General features: G+C 74.7%; 18 protein-coding genes. 8 read left to right on the forward strand and 10 right to left on the reverse strand.

Annotated features, from left to right (window positions below):
* Positions 1-137 precede the first annotated feature (137 nt).
* From GEV43_RS25080 to hemA, 6 genes are all read right to left on the reverse strand, one after another.
* Entirely contained in the window at positions 138-1,814 is a 1,677-nt protein-coding gene (locus GEV43_RS25080; protein WP_160822793.1) for an MFS transporter, read from the reverse strand.
* A 65-nt stretch (positions 1,815-1,879) separates the two neighbouring features.
* Positions 1,880-2,212 carry an FAD-dependent oxidoreductase gene (locus tag GEV43_RS25085; RefSeq protein ID WP_160822794.1) on the reverse strand — a complete coding sequence of 111 codons (333 nt, stop codon included), beginning with the start codon at positions 2,210-2,212 and terminating at the stop codon, positions 1,880-1,882.
* On the reverse strand, positions 2,203-3,339 hold the full coding sequence (hemG, locus tag GEV43_RS25090) for a protoporphyrinogen oxidase (protein ID WP_160822795.1): 1,137 nt from the start codon (positions 3,337-3,339) through the stop codon (positions 2,203-2,205). Before hemG ends, GEV43_RS25085 begins: the two co-directional genes overlap by 10 nt.
* Positions 3,336-4,334, reverse strand: a complete 999-nt coding sequence (hemB, locus tag GEV43_RS25095; protein ID WP_160822796.1) for a porphobilinogen synthase — start codon at positions 4,332-4,334, stop codon at positions 3,336-3,338. The genes hemG and hemB overlap by 4 nt, the downstream gene beginning before the upstream one ends.
* Positions 4,335-4,364: 30 nt before the next feature.
* Positions 4,365-5,387 (reverse strand): hydroxymethylbilane synthase, encoded by a 1,023-nt coding sequence (gene hemC / locus GEV43_RS25100; protein WP_160822797.1) that lies wholly within the window; start codon positions 5,385-5,387, stop codon positions 4,365-4,367.
* Positions 5,384-6,658 (reverse strand): glutamyl-tRNA reductase, encoded by a 1,275-nt coding sequence (gene hemA / locus GEV43_RS25105; protein WP_160822798.1) that lies wholly within the window; start codon positions 6,656-6,658, stop codon positions 5,384-5,386. The genes hemC and hemA overlap by 4 nt, the downstream gene beginning before the upstream one ends.
* Before the next feature lie 241 nt (positions 6,659-6,899).
* Here hemA and hemE point away from each other — a divergent pair, with 241 nt between their 5' ends.
* Positions 6,900-7,994, forward strand: a complete 1,095-nt coding sequence (gene hemE, locus GEV43_RS25110; protein ID WP_206681269.1) for a uroporphyrinogen decarboxylase — start codon at positions 6,900-6,902, stop codon at positions 7,992-7,994.
* Complete coding sequence (gene hemF / locus GEV43_RS25115; RefSeq protein ID WP_160822800.1) at positions 7,991-8,920, forward strand: oxygen-dependent coproporphyrinogen oxidase; 930 nt, start codon at positions 7,991-7,993, stop codon at positions 8,918-8,920. Before hemE ends, hemF begins: the two co-directional genes overlap by 4 nt.
* A 73-nt stretch (positions 8,921-8,993) precedes the next feature.
* Here hemF and GEV43_RS25120 read toward each other — a convergent pair whose 3' ends face one another.
* On the reverse strand, positions 8,994-9,380 hold the full coding sequence (locus GEV43_RS25120; protein WP_160822801.1) for a nuclear transport factor 2 family protein: 387 nt from the start codon (positions 9,378-9,380) through the stop codon (positions 8,994-8,996).
* A 79-nt stretch (positions 9,381-9,459) separates the two neighbouring features.
* On the opposite strand from GEV43_RS25120, the gene GEV43_RS25125 reads away from it, so the two are divergent.
* Together GEV43_RS25125 and GEV43_RS25130 are read left to right on the forward strand one after the other, a co-directional pair.
* Positions 9,460-10,227: a helix-turn-helix domain-containing protein gene (locus tag GEV43_RS25125; RefSeq protein ID WP_175250130.1), complete on the forward strand. Its 768-nt coding sequence runs from the start codon at positions 9,460-9,462 to the stop codon at positions 10,225-10,227.
* A gap of 30 nt (positions 10,228-10,257) precedes the next feature.
* A complete protein-coding gene (locus tag GEV43_RS25130; protein WP_160822802.1) occupies positions 10,258-10,872 on the forward strand; it encodes a dihydrofolate reductase family protein in 615 nt (204 codons plus the stop codon).
* Between the two features lie 13 nt (positions 10,873-10,885).
* On the opposite strand, the gene GEV43_RS51000 is transcribed toward GEV43_RS25130, so the two are convergent.
* Together GEV43_RS51000 and GEV43_RS25140 are read right to left on the reverse strand one after the other, a co-directional pair.
* Positions 10,886-11,119, reverse strand: a complete 234-nt coding sequence (locus tag GEV43_RS51000) for a response regulator transcription factor (protein WP_206681270.1) — start codon at positions 11,117-11,119, stop codon at positions 10,886-10,888.
* Positions 11,116-11,919, reverse strand: coding sequence for a hypothetical protein (locus tag GEV43_RS25140; RefSeq protein ID WP_160822804.1), 804 nt, complete (start codon positions 11,917-11,919; stop codon positions 11,116-11,118). Before GEV43_RS25140 ends, GEV43_RS51000 begins: the two co-directional genes overlap by 4 nt.
* Before the next feature lie 321 nt (positions 11,920-12,240).
* Here GEV43_RS25140 and GEV43_RS25145 point away from each other — a divergent pair, with 321 nt between their 5' ends.
* Entirely contained in the window at positions 12,241-12,846 is a 606-nt protein-coding gene (locus tag GEV43_RS25145; protein WP_160822805.1) for a hypothetical protein, read from the forward strand.
* A 195-nt stretch (positions 12,847-13,041) separates the two neighbouring features.
* Here the strand turns inward: GEV43_RS25145 and GEV43_RS25150 are convergent, their stop codons facing one another.
* On the reverse strand, positions 13,042-13,344 hold the full coding sequence (locus tag GEV43_RS25150) for a hypothetical protein (protein WP_160822806.1): 303 nt from the start codon (positions 13,342-13,344) through the stop codon (positions 13,042-13,044).
* Positions 13,345-13,644: 300 nt separating this feature from the next.
* Here GEV43_RS25150 and GEV43_RS25155 point away from each other — a divergent pair, with 300 nt between their 5' ends.
* The 3 genes from GEV43_RS25155 to GEV43_RS25165 all read left to right on the forward strand — a co-directional run bounded on the left by GEV43_RS25155 (position 13,645) and on the right by GEV43_RS25165 (position 15,405).
* Positions 13,645-14,088, forward strand: coding sequence for an Hsp20/alpha crystallin family protein (locus GEV43_RS25155; protein WP_160822807.1), 444 nt, complete (start codon positions 13,645-13,647; stop codon positions 14,086-14,088).
* A gap of 202 nt (positions 14,089-14,290) precedes the next feature.
* A complete protein-coding gene (locus tag GEV43_RS25160) occupies positions 14,291-14,635 on the forward strand; it encodes a helix-turn-helix domain-containing protein (protein WP_160822808.1) in 345 nt (114 codons plus the stop codon).
* A 164-nt stretch (positions 14,636-14,799) separates the two neighbouring features.
* Positions 14,800-15,405, forward strand: a complete 606-nt coding sequence (locus GEV43_RS25165; RefSeq protein WP_302931292.1) for a GAF domain-containing protein — start codon at positions 14,800-14,802, stop codon at positions 15,403-15,405.
* The last annotated feature ends 44 nt before the right edge of the window (positions 15,406-15,449 follow it).

The following is a 15,449-nucleotide window of genomic DNA, read 5'->3' on the forward strand; positions in this document are numbered from 1 at the left end:
GAGCGTGCACGGCGGCCGCGGGACACCGCGGACTGCTCGGCCACGCCCATCCGGCCGTGCGGGGCCGCCCGCCGCGCCCGTCCGGCCGTCGCGGCGGCCCCGCGTGCGCGGCGGCCCCGCGTGGGCGGCGGGACCGTTCAGCGGACGTCGAGACCCGCCTGCTCCGGGGACGGTGCGTGGTGGCGGGCGCCGGCGGTGCGCGGGAGGCGCAGGCTCAGCACGAAGCCGGCGAGCATGATCGCGGCGGTCAGGAACGTGACGGCGCGCGCGGCCCCGGTGAGGGCGGCGCGGGCCTCTGCGGCCGGCGCCGCCGTCCCGGGCCGTCCGGCGAGGTCCGGGATGCGCGCGCCGAGGCTGTCGCGGACCTCGGCGGAGACCCGCTCGCGCGTCGCGGGCGGCGTCGCGTCCAGCCGGTCGAGGCGGCGGTCCAGGCCGGTGCCGAGGGCGGCGACCAGGACCGTTCCCAGCACGGCGATGCCGAGCGCCGACCCGAGCAGCCGGGTGGTGTTCTGCGCGCCCGACGCCTGCCCGGAGCGTTCGACGGGGACGTCGGCGAGGACGACGTTGGAGAGCTGCGCGCTGGCCAGCCCGACCCCGACGCCGTACACCAGCAGCGGGCCGACCAGCCGCCACGCGCTCGCGTCCGGCGCCATCAGGACGGCGGCGGACGCGATGCCGGCCGTCTCCAGCGCCAGGCCGCCGAGCACCACGCGGCGCGCGCCGTACCGCTGGGTGAGGGGTCCGGCGCCGGGGCCCGCGAGCAGCGCGCCGACCGCGAGCGCGAGGATGACCAGCCCGGCGCGCAGCGCGTCCAGCCCGAGCGCCCCCTGGAGGTACAGCGGCAGGACGAAGACCAGGCCGAACTCGGCGAGGCCGACGATGGCGATCGCGACGTTGCCGATGCGGAAGCTCGGGATCGCGAACAGCGTCAGGTCGAGCAGGACGGGTTTGCCGCGCCTCCGCCGCCGTCCGGTGTCGGCGGCGAAGACCGCGAGGCACAGCGCGCCGAGAACGGCCGCGGCCGGGATCGGCGACACGGACTCGGCCGGCCAGTCCAGCGGCCCGGCGGAGAACGCGCGGGTCGGCGTCCACCAGCCGTACCGCTGCCCTTCGATGAGGGCGAAGACCAGCGCGGCGAACCCGGCGCCGGCGGCGAGCGCGCCGACGGCGCCGGTCCGCAGGGCGGCGCGCGGGTCGCGGGTCTCGGGCACCCACAGCGCGATCCCGGCCAGCACCAGGACGCCGAGCGGGACGTTCACGACGAAGATCCACCGCCAGGAGTGGGCGGAGGCGAGCCAGCCGCCGAGGACGGGCCCGATCGCCACCGTGCCGCCGATCACCGACCCCCACACGCCGAACGCCATGGCGCGGTCGCGGCCCCGGAACGCGGTGTTGATGACGGCGAGCGTCGCCGGGAGGATCATCGCCGCGCCGGCGCCCTGGAGGACGCGGCCGGCCAGCAGGCTCGGGCCGCCCTGGGCCTGACCGGCGAGGGCGCTCGCGGCCCCGAAGACCAGCACGCCGAGCGCGAACAGCCGGCGGTGCCCGAGGACGTCGCCGACCCTCCCGGCGGGCAGCAGCAGCGCCGCGAACACCAGCGTGTACCCGGCGTTCACCCACTCGGCGTCGGTCGAGGCGATCCCGAGCCCGCCGATGATCGCGGGCAGCGCGACGTTGACGATCGTGCCGTCCACCATGATCAGCGAGACGCCGACGCTGAGCGTGGCGAGGCAGAGCCAGCGGCGGGCGCGGTCGTGCCGCCCGCCGCCCGCCGGCGCGGGGACGCGGTCGGCGGGCGGGACGTCACCGGACATGGGCTGCCTCCCGGAGGCTCGGGGATCGCGGGGATGGCGGGGGTGACCGTGGGCGTGGCCGCGGCTCAGCCGGGCAGGGCGGACGTGACGTCCGCGGCGACCCGGCGGGCGTCGCGGACGCAGTCGTTGACGCCCACGCCGTGGTAGGCGTTGCCCGCCAGGTGCAGGCCGCCGAGTTCGGCGACGGCGGCGAGCACGCGGTCGACGCGCCGCCGGTGCCCGACCGGGTACTCGGGGATCGCGCGGCGCCACAGGTGGTCGAACGCGAACACCGGCTCGCCCCGGATCCCGAAGATGCGCACGAGGTCCCCGTGGACGTTCCGGACGGCCTCGTCGCGCGGCAGCGAGGAGAACGCCGGGTCCTGCGTCCCGCCCGCGAGGGTGCGGATCAGCACCATGTCCTCGGGCGCCTGCTCGGGAAGATGGCCGAGGTGTGGATGCTGGCGAGGATCCGCGTGCGTTCGGTCGGGATCGTCAGGAAGCCGATGCCGGTGGGCTCGCGCGCGACGTCCGCGCGCCGGTAGGCGAGGGCGATCACCCGGACGTCGGGGTGGGGGATCGCGTCCAGGGCCGCCGCCGCGTCGGGCAGGTGCGGGGCGAGCAGCCCGGCCGCCGTGTAGGCCGGGAGCGCGAGGACGACGTGGTCCGCGGTCAGCTCCGCGCCGTTCTCCAGCGCGACGCGCCAGCGGCGGCCGGACGCGCCGGCCCCGGTCGCGGCGGTGCGTTCGATGCCGGTGGCCCGGCAGCCGAGGCGGACGCGGCCCGCGAGCTCCTTCTCCAGCGCGTCGATCAGGCGCTGCATGCCGTGCCCCCGGAACGTGTGCAGCCGCATCCCGAACTCGCCGAACTTCGGCAGCCGGGGAACGTAGAACCGGCCCGTCTGCGTGCCGCGCAGTTGCACGCGCAGCGCGCCGAGCAGGATGCTGCCGTACCGTTCCTCCAGGTAGCGGACGTAGGGGAACTTGGCGTCGATGCTCAGCCGCCGCGAGTCGCCGCCCGTCACGCCGAGCACCGCCGGGACGGCCAGCGTGCGGGCCAGCTCCCAGCCGAAGCGCCGCGCCGTGAACTCGTAGACCGGCTCCTCGCTCAGGTCCTTGGCGACGAACGGCTCCAGAGCGACGCGCAGCTTCCCGCGCGCCGACAGCAGCGGGCTGCGCAGGAACTCGCGCGGCGTCGTCGGCAGCGTGAGCAGCTCCTCGTCATGGCGCAGCAGGAGCAGCTTCTCGGCCTCTCCGGTGGCGAGCACGAGCTCCCCGCCGAGGCCGAGCTCGCCGGCGAGGTCGCCGACGCCGCCCGGCCCGTACACCACGAACCCGTGCGGGCCGGTGTCCACGGTGAAGCCCCGCTCGTGCCGCGAGCCGACGATGCCGCCGACGCGTTCGGACGACTCCAGGACGGCGAGCGAGGCGTCCGGGGCCCGCCCGAGGATCTGGTGGGCGGCGGTGAGCCCCGTGACGCCGCCGCCGATGACGATGACGTCGTGGTCTCCGTTCACGGCCTCGGGCCGCGTTCCGGTGTCCGTCACAGCAGCCCCCTGGCGGCCTCTTCGGCCCAGTAGGTGAGGATGATCGACGCGCCCGCGCGGCGGATCGCGGTGAGCGTCTCCGCGACCGCGCGCCCGCGGTCGATCCAGCCGCGCGCGGCGGCGGCCTCGACCATGGCGTACTCGCCCGACACCTGGTAGGCGGCGACGGGGACGTCCACGGCGTCGGCGGCGCGGCGCACGATGTCCAGGTACGCCATCGCGGGCTTGACCATGACGGCGTCGGCGCCTTCCGCGACGTCCAGGCGCACCTCGCGCATCGCCTCCGCGCCGTTGGCCGGGTCCATCTGGTACGTCCGGCGGTCGCCGGTGAGCGAGGAGTCGACCGCGTCGCGGAACGGGCCGTAGAACGACGAGGCGTACTTGGCCGCGTAGGCGAGGACGGCCACGCCGGTGTGGCCGGACGCGTCGAGGGCGGCGCGGACCGCGGCGACCTGGCCGTCCATCATCCCGCTCGGGCCGACGACGTGCGTCCCGGCCTCCGCGAGCGCGACGGCCATCCGCCCGTAGCGCTCCAGGGTCGCGTCGTTGTCGACGGTGCCGTCGTCCGCGACGACGCCGCAGTGCCCGTGGTCGGTGAACTCGTCCAGGCACAGGTCGGCCATCACGGTCGCGGCGTCGCCGACCTCGGCGACCAGGTCGGCGACCGCGGCGTTCAGGATGCCGTCGGGGTCGGTGGCGGCGAGCCCGACCGGGTCCTTGCGCTCGGGGACGGCGAACAGCATGAGCCCGCCGACCCCCGCCTCGACGGCCTCGCGCGCCGCCTTGCGCGACGAGTCGCGCGTGTGCTGGAGGACGCCCGGCATGGACGGCACGGGGACCGGTTCGGCGATGCCCTCCTTGACGAACATCGGCAGGACGAGGTCGGCGGGCGACACCCGCGTCTCGGCGACGAGCCGCCGCAGCGGCGCGGTCCGGCGCAGTCGCCGCGGGCGTACGACCGGGCGCGGTGCGGTGTGGGGCTGAGTGCCTGTCATGTGGATCCTCCTGCGGTACGTCGCGGGTGGTCAGCCGCGGCCGAGCGGCTGGGAGGCGCGGGCGGGCCGGTCGGGACGGGTACGCGGATCGGCGGCGGCCGTCCCGGCGGGCGTGGTGAGCAGTGCCGCGCCGCCGTCGGCCAGCAGCGCTCGGGCGAGCCGTTCGCCGAGGGCCGTCGCCTCGGCGCGCGTCTCGACGGTCGCGGTCGCCGCGCTGCGCAGCACGGTGGAGCCGTCGGGCGCGGCGACGAGGCCGTCCAGCCGCAGGCCCCGCGCGTTCGCCGGCGTGGCGAGGGCTCCGACCGGGGAGGTGCAGCCCGCGTCGAGACCGGCGAGGAACGCGCGCTCGGCGGTGACCGCGAGGCGCGTGGGCGGGTCGTCGGCGGTGGCGAGGACGGACGCGGTCGCGGGATCGTCGGCCCGGCACTCGATCGCCAGCGCGCCCTGGCCCGGCGCGGGCAGCACGATGTCCGGGCGCAGCGGCGCGGCGACCTCGCCGAGGCGGCCGAGCCGGGACAGGCCCGCCATCGCGAGCACCACCGCGTCCAGCTCCCCGGTCGCGGTCCTGGCCAGGCGGCTGTCGACGTTGCCGCGCAGCGGGACGACCGCCACGTGCGGCGCGCGGGCGAGGATCTGCGCGGCGCGGCGCGGCGAGCCCGTGCCGACCGCCGCTCCCGGCGGCAGCGCGTCCAGCGAGCCCGGCAGCCCGGCGGGACCGGCGAGCGCGTCGCGCGGGTCCTCCCGCGCCGGTACGGCCGCCAGGCGCAGCGCCGCCTCGGGCGCGGTCGGCAGGTCCTTGCAGGAGTGGACGACGAAGTCGACCTCGCCCGCCAGCAGCGCCTTGCGCAGCGCCGTGACGAACACGCCCGTGGACCCGAACCGTTCGATCGGGGCGTCGCTCTCGTCGCCCTCGGTGGACAGCGGAACGAGCCGTACGGCCCTGCCGGTGGCCGCGGTGACGCGGTCCGCCGCCCAGGTCGCCTGGGCCACCGCCAGCTTGCTCCTGCGCGTCCCGAGCAGCAGCGGCCGGGCGTCGTGCGCGTTGGTGGTCATGCGTTCGCCTCGCTCACATCCAGGTCGAAGAGGCGCGAGAGCGCCTCCAGGTACAGGCGGCCGTCGGGCGCCCCGGCCAGCTCCTTCGCCCGGACGGTCGGGGTGTGCAGGAGCCTGCCGACGATCCGGTCCACCGCCGCGACGGTCTCGGCGCGCTCGCGCTCGGCCAGGCCGGGCAGCCGGTCGCCGAGCCGGGCCAGCTCCTGGTCCACGACCTCGCGGGCCCGGGACCGCAGCGCCACGATCAGCGGCTTGACCGAGGACTCCAGCCGCCTGGCCAGGAACGCGGCGGCCTGCTCGGTGACGATGCCCTCGGCGCGGCCGACGTCGTCGGGACGCCCCCGTCCGGCCAGCACGCGGCCGAGCTCCTCGATGCCGACCAGCGTCACGCCGTCCACGTCGCCGCACAGCGGGTCGACGTCGCGCGGCATCGCCAGGTCGAGCGCGACGAACGGGGCGTGCCCGGCGTCCTTGCGCGCCACCCGCATCCGCTCGGCGTCCAGCACCTGGCCCTCGGCCCCGGTCGAGGACACCAGCAGGTCGCAGCGTTCGAGGAGCGGCGCCCAGCCGCCGGGCGCGACGGCCGCGCCGCCGACCTGCCCGGCGATCCGTTCGGCGCTCGCGGCCGTACGGCTCGCCACATGGATCTCCCCGGCGCCCGCGTCGCGCAGCAGCCGGGCCGCCAGCGAGCCGATCGTCCCGGTGCCGACGAGCAGCGCGCGGCGTCCGGCGAGCCCGCCGAGGACGCCGTCCGCGACGTCCAGCGCGGCGTGCACCAGCGACACGCCCGCCTGGCCGACCCGCGTCTCGGTGCGGGCGCGCTTGCTGCCGCGCAGCGCGTGCTCGGCCAGCCCCGTCAGGACGGGCCCGGCGGCTCCGGCCTCCCGCGCGGCGCGCAGCGCCGAACGGACCTGCGCGACGATCTGCTCCTCGCCGACGGCCATCGAGTCGAGCCCGCACGCGACGCGGAACAGGTGCGTCACCGCCTCGGCCTCGCGGCGGATCGACACCGCGCCCCACACCTCGTGCTCGGGAACGCCCGCGAGCCCGGCGAACGACTCGACCACGTGGCAGGCCGCCTCGCTGTGCCGCGCGGTGGCGACGAACGCCTCCAGCCGGTTGCAGGTCGCGAGGAGCAGCGCCTCCCCGACGGCCGGATGGGCGGTGAGGCGGCCGAGCGCCTCGCGCGTCCGGCCGGGCGGTACGGCGAGCCGTTCGAGCAACTCGATCGGCGCGGTCCGGTGGTCGATCCCGACGTTGTGTATGTGCATCACGGGAGAGTTCAGCCTCGCAAGGTGCGGATTCTGTGGGGATTTCGCGCAGCGGGGAGGAAGTGGGGTGAGCGTAGGCAGGGGGCCGGAATTTCGTCCAGCCAAACGCGGTAGTAAAGTCCGTACGCCGTACTAGACGCGTTTAAGTGCGGTAATGCGAATCGTCCGTGGATTCGCCGCCGGACGCTTGTTAGCGTGGGGCGGGCGTCCCGAAACGATGCCGGAATTCCTGGAGGACCGGGTGACCACGACCGAAGAGACCACCGGCGGATCCGCGAAGGCCGGCGCCGCGGGGGCCGCGGCGCGGACCGGCGCGGACGGCGTCTTCCTGGCGGCGGCGCGCGGCGCGTCCACGCCGCGCGCGCCGATCTGGCTGATGCGGCAGGCCGGCCGCTACCTGCCCGAATACCGCGAGCTGAAGGAGCGGCACCCGTTCTGGGAGATGTGCCGGACGCCCGAGATCGCGGCCGAGGTGACGCTGCAACCGCTGCGCCGGTTCCCGCTGGACGCCGCGATCATCTTCAACGACATCATGACGCCGCTGCCGTCGATGGGCGTGCGGGTCGAGTTCGCGCCCGGCCCGGTCATCTCCGCGCCCGTGCGCACGGCCTCCGACGTCGCCGCGCTCCGGGCGCCGGCCGCGGACGAGATCGCCCCGTTCGTGTCCGAAGCGATCACCCTGGTCCGCGGGGAGAGCCGCGTGCCGGTCATCGGCTTCGCCGGCTCACCGCTGACCGTGGCGGGCTACGCCGTCCAGGGCGCCGGATCGGCGGACTACGCCGGCTTCCGGGCCTGGCTGCACCGCGAACCGCGCCTCGCGCACGCCCTGCTCGACAAGCTCGCCGAGGTCACCGCCGGCTACCTGCGCGCGCAGATCGACGCCGGAGCCGAGGCCGTCCAGCTCTTCGACAGCTGGGCCGGCATCCACGGCCGCAGCGGCTACGCCACGTTCGGCATGCCGTACGTGCGGCGCGTGCTCGACGCGCTCGCGGGAACCGGCGTGCCCCGCATCTACCTCGCGGTGGGAGCCGCGCACCTGTACCCGCAGATCGCCCGGCTCCCCGCCGAGGTCGTCAGCGTCGACTGGCGGCAGCCGCTGGACGCGGCCCGCACCGCCCTGCCCGGCAAGGCCCTCCAGGGCAACCTCGACCCGACGGTCATGCTCGCCGACGCCGACACGATGCTGGCCGCCGCGCGCCAGGTGCTCCGCGACGGCCTCGGCGGCGCGCACGTCTTCAACCTCGGCCACGGCCTCCTGCCGGGCACGCCGCCGGACAACGTGGCGCGCCTCGTCGACCTGGTCCACCGGTTCCCCCGCGAGGAGGCCGCGGCATGAGCGACGCCGAGACCGTCCACACGACACTGCGCGGGCACCAGGACCGGCTCGTCGCCGCGTTCGAGGAACTGGACGGGCGGGCCCGCTTCCGGACGGCGGGCTGGACGCGCGACGGCCTCGGCGGCGGCCGGGCCCGCGTCCTGGAGGGCGGGCGCGTGTTCGAAAGGGCCGGGGTGAACGTCTCGCTCGTCGAGGGCGACCACGTCCCCTCCGCCGTCAGCCGGGACCGCCCGCACCTGGCCGACCGCGCGTTCCGCGCCACGGGCATTTCCATGGTGCTGCATCCCCTGAACCCTTACGCCCCGTCGTTCCACGCCAATTTCCGCTACTTCGAGACCGACGGCGGCGAATGGTGGTTCGGCGGCGGCATGGACCTCACCCCGATGTACGGTTTCGACGATGACGCCGTCCATTTCCACCGCACCCTCAAACAATGGTGCGCGCGGCACGAGCTCGCCCGGTACGAGGAGTGGAAGGCGACCTGCGACGAGTACTTCTACATCAGGCACCGGCGCGAGATGCGCGGCATCGGCGGCGTCTTCTTCGACCGCGTCACCGCCGACGCCCCCGGGCCGCCCGCGTCCCACGTCGCGTTCGTCGAGGACGGCCTCGCGGCGATCCTCGACGCCTACCCGCCGATCGTCGCCCGCCGCGCGCCCATGCCGTACGGCGACCGCGAGCGCGACTGGCAGCTCGCCCGCCGGGGCCGCTACGCCGAGTTCAACCTCGTGTACGACCGGGGCACGCTGTTCGGCCTCCAGACCAACGCCAACATCGAGGCCGTCCTGATGTCGATGCCGCCGCTCGCCCGCTGGGGCTTCGACATCACCCCCGAGCCGGGCAGCCCCGAGAGCGACGTGGCGCGCTTCCTCCAGCCGCACGACTGGGCCGGGCACGGGACCCCGTCCCTGCTCCAGACCGGCTGACGGCTCGCCGGGAGGGCGCGGCGCCGGGGCCGTTCCAGGCCCTGCGCCCTCCCGGATCCGCGGAGGCCGCTGGTCAGAGCGCGGCGGGCTCCCACCACGCCATGTTGGCGGCGGCGTGCGCGTCCGGCTCGATGATCTCCCAGGCCTCGGCGATCAGGCCGTCCTCGACCCGCCAGACGTCGACGACCGAGATCTCCGGCCCGCCGTCCGGGAGCCACCGCCGCGAGTGCATCACGACATGGTCGCCGTCGGCCAGCAGATGGCGGACCTCGACGCTCATCCCGGCGAGCGGGGTGAGCGCCGTCCGCACGGCGTCGAGCCACTGCTCCTTGGTGGAGTCGGAGTCCGGCCGGTGGTGCACGAAGTCCTCTCTCAGCAGCGGTTCGAGCCCTTCGACGCCGCCCGTCTCGATCAGTTCCGCCAGCGCCCGTTGAACGATGCTCTTGTTGTCCGTGGTCATGGGGCAGTGTTTCCACGGCCGCCGCCGTTGTCGATGAACTCGCATTTCATGGCGTCCGGCCCCACGGTGAGTACCCTGGATGATCGTGCACACGGTCGGGGAGCTCCTGCGGCAGTGGCGGCATCGCCGGCGGCTCAGCCAGCTCGATCTCGCGATCGCGGCCGACGTCTCCGCCCGCCACGTCAGCCTGGTCGAGACGGGCAAGACCAACCCGAGCGCCGACATGGTCCTGCGGCTCGCGGACCAGCTCGACGTCCCGTTGCGCGACCGCAACGGGCTGCTGCTCGCGGCCGGGTTCGCGCCCCGGTACGCCGAGCGGCCGCTCGGCGACCGCGCGCTGACGGCGGCCCGGGACGCGGTCGAGAGGGTGCTCCGCGCGCACGAGCCGTACCCGGCGCTGGCGTTCGACCGCCGGTGGAACATCGTGACGGCCAACCGCGCCGTCGAGCCGTTCTTCGCCGGCGTCCACCCCGACCTGCTGCGGCCGCCGGCCAACCTGGTGCGGCTCGGGCTGGACCCGCGCGGTCTCGCCCCGCTGGTCGTCAACCTCGCCGACGTGCGCCTGGTGTTCCGCTCCCGGATCAGGCGCCAGCTCGCCGTCGCCCCCGACGCCGAGCTCGCCGCGCTCTACGAGGAACTGCTGGCCCCCGACTCCGAGGACGGCTCCGGCCGCGCGGCCGAGGCCGACGTCGTGATCCCGATGATCCTCCGCCTCGGCGGGCGGGAGGTGCGGCTGTTCTCGACCATCACCACGTTCGGCACGCCGATGGACATCACGCTGGACGAGGTCGCGATCGAGTCGTACTACCCGGCGGACGCGGAGAGCGCCGCCTACTTCGGGCGATGAGTCCGGGCCGCCGACCGGGTCTGCCCTGACATGACGCACATCATCGCCGACATCTCCGTCTCCCTGGACGGCTTCGTCACCGGGCCCGGCCCCGGCCCCGACAGCGGCCTCGGCGCCGGCGGCGACGCCCTGCACACCTGGGCGTTCTCCGACGACCCCGACGACCGCCGCCACCTGCGCGAGGGGACCGCCCGCTCGGGCGCCGTCGTCCTGGGCCGCCGGCTCTTCGACGTGGTCGACGGGCCGAACGGCTGGAACGACGACACCGGCTACGGCGCGCGCGAGGTCGGCAAGCCCGCGTTCGTCGTGGTGACGAGCACGCCGCCGGAGTCGGTGCGGCTCACCGGCCTCGACTGGACGTTCGTCACCACCGGCCTGCCCGACGCCGTCGCCGCCGCCCGCGAGCGCGCCGAGGCCGCCTCGGCGGACGCCGGCCGGGACCTCGACGTCGTCCTCATGGGCGGCGGCGCCACGATCGGCTCCGCGCTCGAAGCCGGGCTGGTCGACACGCTGACCCTGCACCTCGCGCCCGTCGTGCTGGGCGCCGGGACCCCGCTGTTCACCGGCGGAACGCCGCGCACGCTGGCGCAGCGGACCGTGGTCCCGACCTCGACCGCGACGCACCTGACCTACGACGTCCTCTGACGCCGCCCGGCCCTCAGCCGAGGAGCCTGGCCAGGAGCTCCTCGCGCGCCTGGACGCCGGTCTTGCGGTAGATCGACTTGAAGTGGTCGTGGACGGTGTGGGCGGACAGCTCCATGCGCCGGGCGATCTGCTTGGTGGCCAGGCCCTCCAGAACGTGGCCGGTGATCGTCCGTTCCCGCGGGGTCAGGCCGTGCCAGAGCGCCACCGCCGGCAGCAGCTCGGCGCCGGCGGCCGGTGCGATCGTCACGGCCACCGCCCCGGCGCCCCGCCGGTCATGGGCTGGGCGTGCAGGGCGACCCAGCCGCGCCGGGTGGGGACGCGGGTCAGGCAGGACGCGCCCGTCCGGCGCGTCGCCCGGCTGAGGTCCCACAGCGTGCTTTCGAGCGGCGCGTCCGGCCCGGCGGGCGCGGTCCCCAGCTCGCCGATCCAGTCACGCGCGGACGGGGTGGCGGCCATGGGAACCTCGTCGTCCCCCACCACGAGCACACCCGGCGGGAGGTCCAGCCTGCTGGGCTCCAGCGGCCCGCCGACCACGTAGCGCTTCATCGCGGCGACGACACCCGGGCCCAGCCGTTGCGCGCGGGCCGAGTCGGCCTCGGAGAACGGCCGCCCTTCCCGCGCGCGCACCAGCACCAGGCCGCCCCACACGGTCCCCGCGTCGACCAGCGCGACACGCAGTTCGCTGCCGACGCCCTCGTCCGCCATCACCGCCCGCATCGCAGGCGTACGGCAGGGCCCGGGGGTGCCCGCGTCGACCACCGCCACACGGGCCGGCCCGGCGACGAGCCGTTCGAACGCGAAGGAGTGGTCGTCCTCCGGCCGATCGCCCAGCGTCAGCCGGCGCGCCGCGGTGACGCTGTAGCCGTTCTCGCGGGCCAGGAAGCTCCCGGCGCCGGTGACCGGATCCACCGCGGCCAGCATGTAGCCGTCGTGCGGCACGACCCGCCCGATCCACCGCGAGATCACCGCACCCAGCTCCGCGGTGGAACCGACCTCCCCGGCGGCGCCGACCACCGCACCCCGACCCGCACTCCCCTGGACGCTCACCCACCCAGTATCCGCCACCCCCCGGCCTCACGCGGGGAGTCATCAAGAAGGCGCGACCGGCGCCCGCCGGGAACGGCCGGCGAAAACCTCGCCCATATCGCCGCTGCCGAGCCTGCCCGTCTGGTTCTCCGCGTTTCTCCGAGGAGAAACGCCACTCGCATATATGTGGGTAGCGTCGTGTCCGTTATTGGCATTGTGCAACTGGTGGCCTCTTCTTCGCGTCGAAGGTGGTGTTCGCGCTTGGCGGCAGTGAGCGCCTGGTCTCACAGCGGAGGAACGATGGCCCTGCCTGTACCGCAATCCCAAGTGGTGCCCGAATCGGTGGAAGTCGAAGTCGCGGAGTTGCAGTCCCTGCGGCAGGAGATCACGACGCGGATCGGGTTGATGAACGCGATCGTGGCGTTGGAGCTGGCGGCGGTGGGCACGGGGCTGACGGTGCTGCACGAGTCCACGCACGTGCTGGCGGGGCTGGCGGCGATCTCCAGCTTCCTGTGGCTGCTGTGGATGGACCAGTGCCTGTCCAGCTACAAGATCGCCGCCTACCTGTCGGTCGAACTGGCTCCGCGCCTGCGGGCGCTGACCGGGCACCGGGTGCTGGGCTGGGAGAACTTCCTGCGGCGCGTGGAGGCCGGGCGGGCGACGTCCGCGCGCACCCTGTTCGGCCCCTCCGCCCCGCGGGCCCGCGGCCTGATCCGCACCATCCGTTCGGACTGGTACGTCCCGCTGCTGTTCGGCGCCGCGCCGCCCGGGCTCCTGCTCCTCTACGCCATGACCGCCCATGACCACCGGCTGGGTGTGGCACCGACCGCGGTCGGGTGCGTGCTGGCCGGGGGGATGTGGGCGATCGCCTTCGTCCGCTTCTGGATCTTCATCCGCAGCACCAAGATCCTTGACCGTGCGATCCTGGCCGACTCCGGTTCACGGTGAGCTTCCGCGGCCGTGAGAACGGCATAGCGGGCACGGAGAGGTCGCAGGCCAGATCGGGCGCGAAACAGGGCCGGCGGGGTAAGCCCGCCGGCCCGGCAGATGCTGAGAACTGAGCGAGATGGCTGTTCCTGCTGCGCTCCTCCCTTTCCGCGTATTGGTGCAGGACATCGGTCTTGTGGCGGGCGGGACTTTCTGTCACGCGCCCCGGGACGAGGTCGGGCCGGGCGGAGGGGAGCGCTGGCGGCGCATATCAAGCGCCGGATTTCGGGGAAGGCCGTCACTTGTCGCGCCGTTCCGCACACCCTGCGGTGGAACGGGATGGCGCCACGGCCGTCCGGTCGGCGGAGTACGCGGGGGAGCGGGCGGGCCCGGCCGGCGGGGCGGCGCGCCGTACGCCGCGGTCATCAGGGCGTCGAACTCCTCGCGCAGCCACTGGTCGTCGGCGTAGACCAAGGCGGCGAACTCGCGGTCCACCCGCGACGGCGTCAGGCTCTGCATCCCGATCACTCCCCGGAACCTCTACCAGCGTCACCAGGTCATCGAGCGATACACATTTTCTATACCCATGGCAGCAGGAACATGTCAAGAGGTAGGGCAGGTTCTCGGCTGGGCCGCGGACCATCGTGCAGGTCAGCGCGCTGTGGTGGGGCAGTACTTCCTGTTCGGCGGGGAGGGGGTTGACAACTCCAGGGGGCACATACTTATAGTTTTGATTGCAGGTTTCCTCCGATGGGGAGGACAGGAGATGTGGGCCGGGGAGTGGAAGGCCCCCGGCGGATCTTCGGAGGTGTAGCGACGATGCTGCTGACGTCGATCGATCCGTTCGTGCAGGAGTTCGAGCGCCAGTTCGACCGCGCCGTCCGGCAGGCCGGCCTCACCGGCCGGGGCGAGGGCGCCGGGATGGCGATGGACGGGATCCGCCGCGCCGACGACGTCGTGCTGCGGTTCGATCTGCCCGGGGTGGACCCCGGGTCGATCGAGGTCACCGTCGACCGGGGCGTGCTGTCGGTGACCGCGCGCCGCGAGGAGGAGTACGGCGAGGGCGAGCGCGTCTTCGTCCGCGAACGGACGATGGGGTCGTTCACCCGCCGGGTGTACCTGTCGGAGCATCTGGACGCCGACGCGATCGAGGCCGCCTACAACAACGGCGTGCTGGCCGTCCGCATCCCGGTGCTGGAGCGGGCCAGGCCGCGCAAGGTCGCCGTCCAGCAGTCCGGCGAGCAGAAGGCGATCAAAAGCTGACCGGCGCCGCCGGCGCGCGCCGGCCCGGTGGCGGCCGCGGTTCTGGCCGCCGGGCCGGCGAGGCGGCGGGTCCTGAGGCGATCGGCCCGGCGGGCAGCGTGCGGAACGCCCGCCGGGCGGGCCGTTCCGGGGCCGGCCCGGAACAGTGGAGGAGAGGCACGACGAACCGTGCACGCGGTGAGCCCGGAGAAGGGGAGTGACGATGGGACTGCCGTTCGATGACGAGCACGCGGCGGTGTTCACGGTGGGTCAGGTCGCCGACATGCTCCAGGTGCGCCAGGCGTTCCTGCGCCGCATCGACGAGCACCAGGTCGTCTCCCCGCAGCGGTCCGCCGGAGGGCAGCGCCGCTACAGCCGTTCGGAGATCGGACGCATCCAGCAGGTCACCGCGATGATGGACCAGGGCATGACCCTGCCGGCGATCCGCCGCATCATCGAGTTGCAGTGCGAGCTGGCCGCCATCACCCGCGAACGCGACGAGCTCGCCGCGCGCCTGGCCGCCCTCAACGCGCCGCGGAACGATCCGCAGGACCACCGCCGCGGCTAACGCCCCGTCCGCGCGGTCATGCCCCCCGGAACCCGCGACGCCCACAGAACGGCACGGCGGACGGGGTGCAGGGCGAACGATCAGGGACGATAGGGGTAGAGTGGCCCGAAAGCTCCGCCCTGTGTCCGCGGATTCTTCATCCGATGCTGCCCGAGAGGCCGAAGATGGCGGACAACGACGCTGGTCACTCCCCCGACACCACGCCCCAGGGCTCGCGTGCGCCGCAGGGCGCCGCGGGACGCTGGAACGAGCGGACCACCGATCCGGACTCGGACCCGGCATCGCGGCTCCCCGGCCGCGGCCGCTACGGTCCGTCGGCAGCTCAGGGAGTGGCCCGTGCGTTGCGTTCCATGGCCGTGATCTCGCAGGCCGACGGCGTGGCCCTGATGCTGGCCGACGGGCAGGGGCAGCTGCGCGCGGTGGGCGGGTCCAGCGCCGAAGGGCTCGACCTCGAGTACGCCCAGCAGCGGGAGCAGCTCGGTCCGGCCCACGAGTCCGTGGCGGCGGGCCGTCCGGTGGCGGTCGCGGATCTGCGCGGGCACGACGGCGACGGCTATCAGCGCCTGGCGCGGCGCGCCGCGCCGGTGCGGGCGGTGCTGGCGGTCCCGGTGCGCGTACGGGGCAGCGCCGCCGGGGCGCTGAACTTCTACCGGCGGACGCCGTGCCACTGGACCAGCGACCACATCGCCGTCGGCCAGCGGCTGGCCGACACGGCCGCCGACCTGCTGGTACGGCTCGCCGGTACGACCATCGACCACGGTGGGCGCTGATGCCCGCTCATCTCGCGGGGCGCCCTGCCCCGCGGAAGGGGATC

The sequence above is a fragment of the Actinomadura sp. J1-007 genome (assembly GCF_009793335.1).
GTDB lineage: Bacteria > Actinomycetota > Actinomycetes > Streptosporangiales > Streptosporangiaceae > Spirillospora > Spirillospora yumaensis.

Excerpts from the sequence above, each read along its gene's own strand:
- hemA (WP_160822798.1), bottom strand. The coding sequence starts at position 6,658 with ATGCACATACACAACGTCGGGATCGACCACCGGACCGCGCCGATCGAG.
- GEV43_RS25120 (WP_160822801.1), bottom strand. The coding sequence starts at position 9,380 with ATGACCACGGACAACAAGAGCATCGTTCAACGGGCGCTGGCGGAACTG.
- hemC (WP_160822797.1), bottom strand. The coding sequence starts at position 5,387 with ATGACCACCAACGCGCACGACGCCCGGCCGCTGCTGCTCGGGACGCGC.
- hemF (WP_160822800.1), top strand. The coding sequence starts at position 7,991 with ATGAGCGACGCCGAGACCGTCCACACGACACTGCGCGGGCACCAGGAC.
- GEV43_RS25165 (WP_302931292.1), top strand. The coding sequence starts at position 14,800 with ATGGCGGACAACGACGCTGGTCACTCCCCCGACACCACGCCCCAGGGC.
- GEV43_RS25150 (WP_160822806.1), bottom strand. The coding sequence starts at position 13,344 with ATGCAGAGCCTGACGCCGTCGCGGGTGGACCGCGAGTTCGCCGCCTTG.
- GEV43_RS25155 (WP_160822807.1), top strand. The coding sequence starts at position 13,645 with ATGCTGCTGACGTCGATCGATCCGTTCGTGCAGGAGTTCGAGCGCCAG.
- GEV43_RS25125 (WP_175250130.1), top strand. The coding sequence starts at position 9,460 with ATGATCGTGCACACGGTCGGGGAGCTCCTGCGGCAGTGGCGGCATCGC.
- GEV43_RS25085 (WP_160822794.1), bottom strand. The coding sequence starts at position 2,212 with ATGGTGCTGATCCGCACCCTCGCGGGCGGGACGCAGGACCCGGCGTTC.
- GEV43_RS25080 (WP_160822793.1), bottom strand. The coding sequence starts at position 1,814 with ATGTCCGGTGACGTCCCGCCCGCCGACCGCGTCCCCGCGCCGGCGGGC.
- hemB (WP_160822796.1), bottom strand. The coding sequence starts at position 4,334 with ATGACAGGCACTCAGCCCCACACCGCACCGCGCCCGGTCGTACGCCCG.
- GEV43_RS25130 (WP_160822802.1), top strand. The coding sequence starts at position 10,258 with ATGACGCACATCATCGCCGACATCTCCGTCTCCCTGGACGGCTTCGTC.
- GEV43_RS25160 (WP_160822808.1), top strand. The coding sequence starts at position 14,291 with ATGGGACTGCCGTTCGATGACGAGCACGCGGCGGTGTTCACGGTGGGT.